This window comes from SAR324 cluster bacterium (assembly GCA_029245725.1).
In the GTDB taxonomy this organism is placed as follows: Bacteria; SAR324; SAR324; order SAR324; family NAC60-12; genus JCVI-SCAAA005.
In genome coordinates this window covers 1-11,510 of record JAQWOT010000146.1, presented here as the reverse complement: position 1 = coordinate 11,510, position 11,510 = coordinate 1, and the positions used below count along the sequence as shown (strand labels likewise).

Below are 11,510 nucleotides of genomic sequence, written 5' to 3'. Positions count from 1 at the left end.
TGGTAAGAGCATGGTAAAGTCTGATTTTTCAGAATTTCTTAGAAGGATGAAGCAATGGATCTCGCTGGTGAACATATTTCTTTGATGGACACAACTCTTCGTGATGGTGAGCAGACTCAAGGAGTCTCATTTACACCTTCTGAGAAGATGAATATCGCCAAAGCTCTGCTTCAGAGAGTTGGGGTTGATAGACTGGAAATTGCTTCAGCGAGAATTTCACAGGGAGAACAAGAAGCTGTTCAAAACATAGCAGATTGGGCAAGTGACCAAGGGTTTCTGGATCGTGTAGAAGTTCTCGGTTTTTGTGATCACAAGAGAAGTGTCGACTGGATTTTCGACTCTGGTGCCAGAGTAATGAATTTGCTAACCAAGGGAAGTGAAAATCACTGCAAGAATCAGCTTCGGAAAACACTTAGAGAACACGCTGCAGACATACGTCTAACGGTCGAATACGCCGAAATTAGAGGCTTGCAGGTAAATATATATCTTGAGGATTGGTCAAATGGTTATCGAGATGAGCCAGAGTATGTTTACAACCTAATGGGGCACTTGGAGGGGTTAGACATTAAGCACATTATGTTGCCAGACACTCTCGGAGTGCTATCTCCAGAGGAAGTCTTTGATAGCTTGAAAGACATGACCTCACGATTCCCATGGGCTAAAATCGATTTTCATCCTCACAACGACTATGGCTTGGCCACCGCAAACTGCCTATATGCAGTCAAAGCCGGAATTCGTAACCTGCATTGCACAATGAACTGCCTGGGTGAAAGAGCCGGAAATGTTTCCCTTGCTGAAATTTCAGTAGTCCTTCGTGATAAGTTAGGGGTTCACCTCAGCATTGACGAAACAAGCTTAGTGCCAGTGAGCGAGATGATCGAGACCTTCTCAGGTAAGCGATTGGCTACGAATTCCCCTGTCATTGGTACTGATGTTTTTACCCAGACAAGTGGAATTCACGCTGATGGGGACAGGAAAGGTGGTCTCTATCACAATCCAATTCAGCCAGAGCGTTTTGGCAGAATTCGAAGTTATGCACTGGGAAAAATGAGTGGCAAAGCGTCTCTCGTAAAAAATCTGGAGATTCTGGGCTTACAGCTTTCTGAGAAAAATCTGCGAAAAGTACTCGAAAGAATCGTCCAACTGGGGGACTCAAAGAAAAATCTGACTCCAGCGGATTTGCCCTTCATTGTTACTGATGTCTTGGATGATAACGTTAATCAACGATTGCGTTTAGAGGGTTGCAGCATCCAGAGTGGCTTGAATCTTAAGTCCACCGCTTCTGTCTGCTTGAGTTGGGACGAAAAGGTATACACTGAAGCAGGCTCAGGCATTGGTGGGTATGATGCTTTTATGAATGCCGTCAAGAAGATCCTCAAACGCCGTCAAATCATTTGTCCTGACTTGGTGGACTATGAAATCCGGATTCCCAGGAGTGGAAAAACTGATGCGTTGACCGAGGCTGTGATCACCTGGAAGATGGGTGAGAGACGACTCCAAACGATTGGTGTGGATGGTGACCAAGTGATGGCAGCAGTTAATGCTACCTTGAAAATGCTAAATTTGCTGATGCTACAGAATCAAGTAGAGGCTGAACCAGCAGCCTAATTTTTTGCAAGTGAACCCCAGGATTATTGAATCTCCTTGCCCGGAGAATGCTGATTTCCAAAACACCCTATTTGTTCCCATCACTGGAAATCCAGCAGGCTATCACCACCTTGTATTGGCAGAACTGGCCTTAAGGCAACGACCTGAATTATCGAAGGTCGTTTACCTCCTCTCTAATGGTCATCATCCAGATCCTTTCAAAAGATCAGTAACCCTCCCCAAAGATATCCGCCTCCAACTGATGCAAGACTTGCTAGCGAGTTTACATCAAAGTGCTGGAAATCGACTCAATTTCATTGTTGATCAAGTTGAAGAAATTCTTCGTCTTCGCCAAGTAGGGTTATTCATTTCAATCAGTGAATTTAAGAAGGAAGGCCAGGTTAGACTGTTGGATAATATCAAAAATATCTGGACAGCTATCGAGTCTAATAGCGAGTCCAAAAGTAAGCGGATTCAGGTTTTGGTCGGTAGTGACTTGATCAACAGAATGCAGGATCCCAAAATCTTTTCAGAAGCAGACTTGAAAGAGATGTCAAACTTGACGGAATGGCTGGTAGTATCTCGGCCGGGTGAGCGGATTGCTGATCGTTTTGGTGAGGGTCTATCCCTGAAACAGAAAATTCTGGACCAGGTTCTTTTACCAAAAGGTCTGAAAAGCTTTCTAAATCTTTCCTCAACGATAATTCGTCGAGCTGTATCCTGCAGACAGCAACTGCCCGCTTATCTGCCTGACAAGGCAATTAAGCATCTTGATGAGCATCTTGGGAGTAGACTTTCAAATAAAATTGCTGAAGCCAGTGAGTGGGAAGTCAGGATTCAGGAACTAGAGAGAGATCTCCTAGAAATCAGTCGAAAGGTCTCTCGTCAGCTTTTTGAGAGAAAGAATTCTCCGAAAATCTATTTTCTGGAAACAAGCACTGGAGGACGGATAGCAGGGTCCTTGATTGGGCTACCTGGTTCGTCCAAATTCGTTCTTGGCTCTCAGGTCGCTTATGCCAATTCTATCAAGGAGCAATTGATTGGGAGATTTCTGGGGCATCGCGAATCAAGCCTTTCTGAGGAATTGACAAAGGAGATGGCTTTGGCTGCAATTATAAATACTGAAGCAGACTTGGTACTCGCTGAAAACGGAATGGCTGGTCCGCCTGATGGAACCCTGCGCAGCAATAAGAATGGGGCTTGCCACCTGGTGCTTATCAAAAGGTCAGAAATGACGGAGCAGCCATATGAGCAAATTCATGAGGTAGTTAAGGAAAATCCCTTCTTCACCAAACAGGAACACCAGATTCGTTTTGCGATCTCTGCTCTTGAATTGCTTTCTAGACAACTTGATCGGTATCCTACCTCAGTAAGCCATTGACCTACCAACTCCCATCGACTGATTATAAAGCCCAATACGTTAGCCGCAAATTCAACGAGATTGCGTTGAAGTATGACCGGTTCAATGACCTCATTACCTTTGGGATGCACCGTTATTGGAAGCGTTTTGTTGCGCGTCAGACGGGTCTTCGGGAAGGAGAACGTTGCCTGGACCTTTGTTGCGGAACTGGAGACATTGCAAGGGCTGTCATCAAGCAGCATCCTGATGCAGAAGTGACAGGAGTTGATTTTGCTGCATCCATGTTGGGGATCGCTGCAGATCGGACAAAGGTTGATTCGGTTCAATGGATCCAAGGGGATGCCCTTCGCCTACCTTTCCCGGATGACTGGTTTGCTGCGGTGACTATTGGTTATGGACTGCGTAACCTTGATGATCTCACGAAGGGACTCTTGGAGATAAGGCGTATCTTGCAACCAGGGGGGGTCTTGGTTAGTCTGGATGTGGGAAAAGTACGGCTGCCATTGATAGATGTTTTGAGCCATTTCTACTTCTTCAAGGTGGTCCCAAAAATTGGTGAATGGCTAATGCCTGAGCAAGAGATGTTCACCTATCTTCCTCAGTCTTCTTTGAAGTATCCTGATCAAGAAACCCTGAAGCGGAAACTACTTGAAGTCGGTTTTCAACAGGCTGACTACTACGATTTTGTATTTGGTGCCTCGACAATTCATGTCGCTTACAAAACCTCTGCTCCCTGAAGGAAGCAATCATGGAATCATTGGAACAACAATTTACGTCTGTTCTGGCTGAAATCGAAGTTGATGGAAGGCCACTCACTGAAACAGAGATTGTTCATAGCTGTGTGGTCAACAATGACTTCGCCAAATTCACGATTGTTCTGCCCTTAGAGTCGAGGTTGCGTCAAATACTCCCAACGCAGATTGAGGAGAATATCCGGAACTTACCAAGTATTTCTCGAGTGGCTGTTGAAGTCTTGGAAAAGGCCCCCATTGATGATGAATCAGAGGAAGATACTGCTTCGACACCCGAATCAGAGAACAGCAGACGCGCTCGGCAGCCACAAAGAACTGCTTATCTTCAAAACTATGATGCGGTTTTAGCCGTGGCCAGTGGCAAGGGGGGGGTTGGAAAATCTACGGTATCCCTAAATTTAGCGCTAGCCCTCCAGCAAAAAGGATTTAGTGTAAGTTTTTTTGACGCTGATATTTATGGTCCAAGTTTCCCCATTATGACTGGTCTCCGGGGAGTGAAACCAGAACTACGGGAAGAAAACTTGATGCCGCTGGAAGTGATGGGTTTACATGCGATGTCGATTGGTAATCTGATTGATGATGAGGCGGCAATGGTCTGGAGAGGGCCGATGGTTCATCAGGCAGTAGAACAACTTTTGCGAGATACAGCCTGGCCAGGTGGTGATATAATGATTATCGACATGCCTCCAGGAACTGGGGATGTTCAACTCAGCATTTCACAGCTCTGTGAGTTGGCTGGTGCCGTTGTGGTTTCCACTCCACAAGACATGGCCTTAGTGGATGCTTACAAAGCAATCAATATGTTTTCCAAGGTCGATATTCCCATCGTTGGCATTGTGGAGAATATGAGCTACTTTGAATGTCCTCATTGTGGTGAAAAAACAGCTATCTTCAGCCAACATGGCGCTGAAGAAGCTTGCCGCAAATACGAAGTGCCTTTTCTTGGTGCTATTCCTTTGGAACTAGCCGTTCGTGAAGGAGGTGACCTGGGCAAGCCTCTCATGAACCAAGCCCCATCTGATAGCCCTGCTGCAGAAGCCTTCCACCTAATCGCTGATAATGTGATCTCTTCCCTCGACGACATCTACTGAATCAAGAATGAGCAACTATGCTGCTGCATTTGCGGATTCAGAATTTAGCGACAATTGAAAATCTAGAAATCGATTTTTTTGATGGTTTTTCCATCATGACTGGAGAAACCGGTGCAGGGAAATCGATCATGATTGATGGTCTTCAATTACTGTTGGGAGATCGAGCTGATTTTGGACTAATTCGACAGGGTTCTTCTCAAGCGCTAGTGGAGGGAACATTTGATATTTCAAAACAAACTGAATTGAAGCGATTGCTTAGTGAATCGGAAATACCTCATGAAAATGAACTATTGATTCGCCGAATGCTTAACACAAATAACCGCCAGAAACGCTTTCTAAACGACACTTCTGTCACTCAGGGCTTGCTTGCAGAAGTTGGGCGAGGACTTGTTCATATCCATGGTCAACACGATAACCAAGCACTTCTTGATTCCTCTCATCATTTAGATTTTTTGGATGCCTTTGGCAATCTATTCCCGACAAGAGGGGCACTCCGAGAAGTTCATAAAAAATGGACTAGGAAACGACGTGAGCAGGAAGAGTGGCAGGAACGGTTAGCAAACCGTACGGATAGACAGATGCTTCTGGAGGCACAGTTTCAAGAGCTTTCCAGCCTCAACCTGAAGCGGCAAGAGATGGATGATCTTGAGACAGAGTCCAAAATGCTTGCTAATGCGGAACAACTTCTGAACCTTTATGTAGGAATGCAGACCATTCTTTATGAAGAGGATGGATCTATTTTGGAAGTACTGAGTAGTTTGAAAAGGCAGTTACAAGATGCTGAACGAATGGACCCTGGTTGCACGGCACTTTTAGAGAATCTTGATCAGTCACTTCTTCAGCTTGATGAATTGAGCCAGTCATTAAGATACAGACAGGACCGAATTGAAGACAACCCTGAACGCTTGGCTTGGGTCAATGATCGTTTAAGCTTACTCCAAACAATGCAGCGCAAGTATAGGGTAACCAACACAACTCAACTAATAGAACTCTGTGAACGACATCAAACGGAGCTACAAGGTCTCCAAAATCTGGAAGAAGATGTGTCAGCCTTAGAAAATGAAATTCATGAATTAGTCACAATCTTAAGAGAACAGTCGACAAATCTTTCGTCAGAAAGAAAAAAAGCAGCTAAGAAACTCGACGAGGCGATCAGTAGGGAATTGAGAGAGCTTGGAATGAATCGGGCAAAATTCGAAACTTCCTTTGAAAAAAAATATGATGATTCATTTAGCTCAAATGGTGCTGATCGAGTTGAATTCATGCTCTCTGTCAATCCGGGACAGCCGCTGCGTCCCCTCGTAAAGATTGCTTCTGGGGGGGAGTTATCCAGAGTGATGTTGGCAATCCAGACTATCCTAACCACAGACACTGTGGAAACTCTGATCTTTGATGAAGTCGACACGGGCATAAGTGGTAGTGTTGCAGAGACAGTTGGAAGGAAGTTGGCATATTTAGGAAAACGCCAACAGACGCTTTGTATTACCCATCTTCCGCAAATTGCAGCATTTGCTGAACACCATTATGCAGTGACTAAATCTACAGAAAAGGACCAAGCCTACACTTTCATTGAAAATCTGGACAAGCAACATGCGATCATGGAAATCGCTAGACTCCTTGATGGATCGGAGATCACAAATCAAGCATTAAAATTGGCGCGTGAGATGCGAAAGCGATCCCATTCAACAACTGCGACATAAGCTACAAAGACTCTTCCTCAAAAATGTCATTTTTTCGAAGCCGTAAACTAGCGCCAGTTACATCTGATTTCCTGCTGGAATGTAAAAATCTCGTTAAGCACTACGGGAAAATTAAGCCAGTGGATGGAGTAAGTCTTAATCTACGACCCCATGAGTTGCTTTCGATACTTGGGCCCTCTGGCTGTGGGAAATCCACCCTTCTGAACTTGATTGCAGGCTTGGATGAGCCACAAGCTGGGGAGATTTTTATTGGTGGAGAAGAAATGAGTAGTGTTCACCACATGGTAGCCCCTGAGTTAAGGCGTGTAGGGATGGTCTTCCAAGATATTGCTCTCTTTCCTCACCTTAATGTTTTCAAAAATGTGGCTTATGGGCTAAATGGTTCAAAGGACGAAAAACGTTCACGTGTGGAGGAAATGCTGAAACTTGTGGAATTATCTGGCTCTGAAAAGAAAATGCCACACGAACTTTCAGGTGGAGAACAACAACGGATTGCGATAGCTAGGGCTCTGGCGCCGGCTCCAAGATTGTTGTTGTTGGATGAACCATTCAATAGTCTGGATTATCGGCTAAGAGTGCAGATTCGGCAGGATATTCGGGATATTCTGCATGAAGCTAAGGTGAGCGCAATTCTGGTCACACATGATCAGACGGAGGCTTACACATTTGCGGATCGGATGATTTTGCTATCCCGAGGAAAAGTTGTTCAGAACGGAAACCCGGAAGAGGTATACCATGAACCGGCCACGGCTTGGGTCGCTTCCTTCGTGGGTGAAGCGAATCTGGTACCCCTAGAGCTTGTTGGATCAGCTATTGGGCTTGAAAATATACCTCAGCTTCCAAAAATCTGTGATCAATTATGGATGTCTCGACTAGAAGATATCAAAATTTTAAAAGTCCCTGAGACAACTTCACAAGCAGGTTGGATTCAGGAGATTTCTTTTCGTGGTGATCACAAAATTGTGCATGTACGCCATGAGAATGGCTTGGTTCTGCGTGTCAGTGTTCCATCCAGAGAGAGTTGGCTCTTGGGAGACACAGTGCAACTTAAACCCCAACACAGCAGAACCTATCCGGCCTGATCCACAGTTGGAACACCCACCAACCCCACACTTTTGATCAAGGCTTTTACCTCATCCCCTTCTTTCAACTGAAGTACATCACAGGATTTTCTTGTGATTCTAGCCAAGAGAACATCCCCATTGGCTTGTTTTCCTAGACGTAAAAATACTGTAGCTTGTTGCTCCCCAAAAGGTTGAATGTCAAATATTATGGCTGATAGAACATTCAAGAAGCTAGCATCTCCGTCTTGCCATGATTTGGCGATCCCTACTTCTCTTGCCATAATTCTTAAACGATGACGGCTTCCAACCATGCCCAAATTCTGGGATAGAGTCAGAGATCCGCCATTAACTGCTATTTTTGAAAGACAATACTTTGAATCAAAATCTTGCATTGCTCCCTCCAGAATTACAGCTGCTTCTGGTAACCTTGCTAATGGTAATTGTGGATTAGCTAGTAATTCCGAAATACTGCCTTGGGCAATGACATGCCCTTTTTTAAGCAGAATCATCCAATCTGCGAGTTGTTCGACCTCATGCAAATCATGGCTTACGTAAACAATTGGTACTTTTAGATCTAGATGGAGCCTTTGTAGGTAAGGTAGAATCTCCATTCTGCTGAAGCGATCCAGTGCGGAGAGTGGTTCATCCATCAAGAGAATTTCTGGAGCAGAGAGTAAAGCTCTTGCAATGGCAACTCGCTGCTTTTCTCCACCTGAAAGCTTGCTAGGTTCACGGTCTAGTAAGGCCCCCAAGCCTAACATTTCCGTTATCTCCTCCCATAGCTTGGTCTTCTGAGTGTTTTGAATGCGCCTCAACCCATATTCAAGGTTCCTTCGAACAGAAAGATGCGGAAACAGATTCGCATCTTGAAAGACATAGCCAATTGGGCGGCGATGAGTTGGCAAAAAATTAGAAGAATTCTGCCAACTTTTTCCATCAACAACTAAGTTACCCTCTAGCTGAGTTAAACCTGCAATGCAGCGTAGGATAGTGGTTTTACCACAGCCGGAAGGACCAAATAATGCGGTAATTCCTGTTTGCGGTAGAGTGAAAAAGACATCCACCTCAAAATTTCCAAGTCTCCCTTTGAACTCGGCTTCAAATCTACTCATTACTTTTTTTCTCGCCAATGACGTTCGATAAGAGTTGTTGCCAAGATCACGCAAAAGGAAAATCCAATCATACCTCCAGCCAGTACATGGGCTTTTTCCCATTGAAGAGATTCAACATAATCATAAATCGCTACTGAGAGAACTTTGGTCTCTCCAGGGATATTTCCACCTAACATCAAAATCACACCAAACTCTCCTACGGTGTGAGCAAAACCCAAGACTGATCCGGTTAGTATGCCTGGCCTAGCGAGAGGTAAGGCAACTGAAAAAAAGACATCGAATGGACTTGCCCGAAGGCTAGCCGCAGCTTCCAATGAATGCTCTCCAATAGCTTCAAAAGAGTTCCGAATAGGTTGGACGACAAAAGGCAGTGAGTAGATGACTGATCCAACGACTAATCCCTTGAAGGAAAAAGGGAAAGGTGAACCAAAAACTTGCGATAACCAGCTACCAAAATTTCCCTGTGGACTAAGCAGCAAAAGCAGATAGAAGCCTAGGACTGTAGGAGGAAGAACGAGCGGCAGGGCGACTAAAGTTCCGATAATTTCTTTAATAAATGACTTTGAACGGGCAAGCCACCAAGCGATTGGAGTCCCTAGAATCAGTAAAAGGAGTGTGGTGACAAAGGCTAATTTAAGGGTGAGTTTGGTAGCCTCCCACATCTCAGCATCAAACCATTCATTCAAGGGGAAATCTCATTCCAAGTCATAACCAAAAGACTGAATTATTTCTCTTGCAAGATCACTTTTAAGAAATTCTAGAAATTCTCTGGCAGCTTTTGTATCCAGACCTTTCTGTAGGAGCACAGCATCTTGTTGGATTGGGGTGTGTAAATCTGCAGGAATAGTCCAATACAGATCTGGGTCAATATTGATAACCTGAGATCTTGAGACGAAGCCTAATTCGGCATTGCCAGTGCTCAAAAACTGAAGGGTCTGAGCGATGTTATCACCTTGAATAATTCTTGTACTGAGATTTTCCAAGATCACTAGGTTTTGGAGAACCTCCAATGCTGCTCTGCCATATGGCGCTGTCGTTGGATTTGCGATCGCCATTCGAGCAAATTCATTCGATTTTAAAATCTCCAAACGTTGTTGATCAGTTTCCACCCTTGGAGAATAGAGCACAATCCGCCCAAGGGCATAAGTGAATTGGCTACCCTTCTCAGCAATACCTTCTGAAACTAATTTAAATGGGCGTTCTTGGTCAGCTGCAAGGAATACTTGAAAAGGAGCGCCGTGGACGATTTGAGCGTATAATTTGCCGGTTGAGCCAAAGCTCAGGCTCACATTATGAGAGGTTATCCAGGAAAATTCCTGACTCAATTCTTTTGCTGGAGCGACAAAGTTGGATGCTACGGCGACAAGTAATTTCTCAGCATGTACTATGTGGAAATTAAAGAAGAGAAATAAGAGCAGAAACTGAATTTTTTTTAGCAACATTTTGCTTATTTTGAGTCTGGCTTTGGGGATACTTGTTTGAACAATTGAATACGATTTCTAGACGGAACAGAGGATTTATCTGACGAATGGCCGTGGGTAAAAATTAGAACAAATGAATTTTTTAAGATTTGGCAAGCTCAGTCAGTTTTTCCTCAAGAATGCAATATTCCAAATTGTCTAATTGATATTCTAGGAATGGCCTCCGCCACAGATTTGTGTTATCTGAATCTTTTTCTGTGATTAAATTCTGGAGGTTGCTCTCAAGCTCATTCATCTCAATTTGGATGTGCTCCAGAGTATTGACAATCTTGACATGTTGTCTTAGGAACACTGACAGTTTTTTTATATCTTGATGAATACCCTCCTCATTTCGCTTGCTTTCAAGTGTGAATGCTCGTTTCAGCATGGAAGTGGCTTTCTCAGCAATGCCTTCCTCTTTGCTGTCGCAGTTCATAAGATTCAGTAGTTGCAGATGAGTTTTCCTCTTGGGATCAATTGGTTTTGTCAATTCCTGAATCAATGATTCTTTCTGAAGGATTTTTTCAAGTAATTGCTTTTTGGACTTTATAAGATACTGATAATGCGCAACTTCTTGTTGGTTCTCATTGCTAAAGTCATCAGCCTCAATGAGGTCTAATTCAACCTGAATCGGATCAATCTGTTCTTGTAGATTCTTTAGATGCTTCTTAGCTTCCTCAATCCGCTGCTGATTCTGAGGCTGTTTCGCGAGTGATTTTTCCTCTTTTCGACTAAGATTCCCTGTTGTACGCACCAAGATCAGAATGGGCAGTTTATTTCCTTCAAATCGCCATGGATTAATCAACACCAAGTCATACTTTTTCATATCAGGATGTTGAAAAAGACTTGTTGGGATTTTTCGAAGATCGATCTGTTGAGCATCTTGATCGATTTTCCTATGCAAGTGTTGCAGTTGATTGAGCGTCATTGTCTTAATGCGCTGGCTGTTGGTTCCAAGTTGCCAAGCTTTCTTGGCAACTTGGAACCAAGATTATCAATGATTAGTACATTCACCAATGTCCGCATAACATCTTCAAGAAGACTGACCCCCGTAGCCGCTGTAATGGCTTTTTCTAGAGCTCCCCTTAGTCCTTCAATGTAAAGATCCTCAAATGGTTCTACTCTCTTGAGGATTGATTGTAATACTAACTGTTTTTGCCAGTGTTGTTCATTCCTTCTGAAAAAATTTACACATCGATAGCAAAATCTTTGAAATTCCAGATCATTCCGTTGAGTTTGGATATCCTTTTCGAGTTGTTTCAAACGTTGCGACCAAAGTTCAGCTTCAGGATCCATTTTCTTGGGAAGTCTCATGACCCGGATCGGGAATAGATTTTCATACCACTCTGAGGTCGCTTTTCCGCGCCAAAATCCTCCTCATACC

General features: G+C 43.9%; 11 protein-coding genes. 6 read left to right on the top strand and 5 right to left on the bottom strand.

Translation table 11 applies throughout. From position 1 onward, the window contains the following. The first annotated feature begins 54 nt into the window (after positions 1-54). From P8O70_06625 to P8O70_06600, 6 genes are read left to right on the top strand one after another with little or no spacing between them, the layout of a single operon-like run. Entirely contained in the window at positions 55-1,608 is a 1,554-nt protein-coding gene (locus tag P8O70_06625; GenBank protein ID MDG2196549.1) for an alpha-isopropylmalate synthase regulatory domain-containing protein, read from the top strand. A gap of 10 nt (positions 1,609-1,618) precedes the next feature. Beyond that, complete coding sequence (locus tag P8O70_06620; protein ID MDG2196548.1) at positions 1,619-2,968, top strand: CinA family protein; 1,350 nt, start codon at positions 1,619-1,621, stop codon at positions 2,966-2,968. Then, positions 2,965-3,684 (top strand): bifunctional demethylmenaquinone methyltransferase/2-methoxy-6-polyprenyl-1,4-benzoquinol methylase UbiE, encoded by a 720-nt coding sequence (ubiE, locus tag P8O70_06615; protein MDG2196547.1) that lies wholly within the window; start codon positions 2,965-2,967, stop codon positions 3,682-3,684. Before P8O70_06620 ends, ubiE begins: the two co-directional genes overlap by 4 nt. Before the next feature lie 11 nt (positions 3,685-3,695). After that, positions 3,696-4,790 carry an Mrp/NBP35 family ATP-binding protein gene (locus tag P8O70_06610; GenBank protein MDG2196546.1) on the top strand — a complete coding sequence of 365 codons (1,095 nt, stop codon included), beginning with the start codon at positions 3,696-3,698 and terminating at the stop codon, positions 4,788-4,790. Between the two features lie 17 nt (positions 4,791-4,807). Next, a complete protein-coding gene (recN, locus tag P8O70_06605) occupies positions 4,808-6,490 on the top strand; it encodes a DNA repair protein RecN (GenBank protein ID MDG2196545.1) in 1,683 nt (560 codons plus the stop codon). A gap of 23 nt (positions 6,491-6,513) precedes the next feature. Further along, on the top strand, positions 6,514-7,572 hold the full coding sequence (locus P8O70_06600) for an ABC transporter ATP-binding protein (protein ID MDG2196544.1): 1,059 nt from the start codon (positions 6,514-6,516) through the stop codon (positions 7,570-7,572). On the opposite strand, the gene modC is transcribed toward P8O70_06600, so the two are convergent. The 5 genes from modC to P8O70_06575 all read right to left on the bottom strand — a co-directional run bounded on the left by modC (position 7,560) and on the right by P8O70_06575 (position 11,422). After that, positions 7,560-8,666, bottom strand: coding sequence for a molybdenum ABC transporter ATP-binding protein (modC, locus tag P8O70_06595; protein ID MDG2196543.1), 1,107 nt, complete (start codon positions 8,664-8,666; stop codon positions 7,560-7,562). The genes P8O70_06600 and modC overlap by 13 nt on opposite strands. Continuing rightward, positions 8,666-9,328 (bottom strand): molybdate ABC transporter permease subunit, encoded by a 663-nt coding sequence (modB, locus tag P8O70_06590; GenBank protein MDG2196542.1) that lies wholly within the window; start codon positions 9,326-9,328, stop codon positions 8,666-8,668. The genes modC and modB overlap by 1 nt, the downstream gene beginning before the upstream one ends. A gap of 33 nt (positions 9,329-9,361) precedes the next feature. After that, the gene (modA, locus tag P8O70_06585; GenBank protein ID MDG2196541.1) at positions 9,362-10,108 is read right to left on the bottom strand and encodes a molybdate ABC transporter substrate-binding protein; all 747 of its coding nucleotides are present in this window, start codon (positions 10,106-10,108) and stop codon (positions 9,362-9,364) included. A 121-nt stretch (positions 10,109-10,229) separates the two neighbouring features. Further along, positions 10,230-11,054: a hypothetical protein gene (locus tag P8O70_06580; GenBank protein ID MDG2196540.1), complete on the bottom strand. Its 825-nt coding sequence runs from the start codon at positions 11,052-11,054 to the stop codon at positions 10,230-10,232. After that, positions 11,051-11,422 carry a hypothetical protein gene (locus tag P8O70_06575; GenBank protein ID MDG2196539.1) on the bottom strand — a complete coding sequence of 124 codons (372 nt, stop codon included), beginning with the start codon at positions 11,420-11,422 and terminating at the stop codon, positions 11,051-11,053. Before P8O70_06575 ends, P8O70_06580 begins: the two co-directional genes overlap by 4 nt. Between the last annotated feature and the right edge of the window lie 88 nt (positions 11,423-11,510).

Bases quoted from the DNA above. Each gene is read 5' to 3' on its own strand.
- P8O70_06625 (MDG2196549.1), top strand. From the start codon at position 55: ATGGATCTCGCTGGTGAACATATTTCTTTGATGGACACAACTCTTCGT.
- P8O70_06610 (MDG2196546.1), top strand. From the start codon at position 3,696: ATGGAATCATTGGAACAACAATTTACGTCTGTTCTGGCTGAAATCGAA.
- recN (MDG2196545.1), top strand. From the start codon at position 4,808: ATGCTGCTGCATTTGCGGATTCAGAATTTAGCGACAATTGAAAATCTA.
- P8O70_06600 (MDG2196544.1), top strand. From the start codon at position 6,514: ATGTCATTTTTTCGAAGCCGTAAACTAGCGCCAGTTACATCTGATTTC.
- modC (MDG2196543.1), bottom strand. From the start codon at position 8,666: ATGAGTAGATTTGAAGCCGAGTTCAAAGGGAGACTTGGAAATTTTGAG.
- modB (MDG2196542.1), bottom strand. From the start codon at position 9,328: ATGTGGGAGGCTACCAAACTCACCCTTAAATTAGCCTTTGTCACCACA.
- modA (MDG2196541.1), bottom strand. From the start codon at position 10,108: ATGTTGCTAAAAAAAATTCAGTTTCTGCTCTTATTTCTCTTCTTTAAT.
- P8O70_06580 (MDG2196540.1), bottom strand. From the start codon at position 11,054: ATGACGCTCAATCAACTGCAACACTTGCATAGGAAAATCGATCAAGAT.
- P8O70_06575 (MDG2196539.1), bottom strand. From the start codon at position 11,422: ATGGATCCTGAAGCTGAACTTTGGTCGCAACGTTTGAAACAACTCGAA.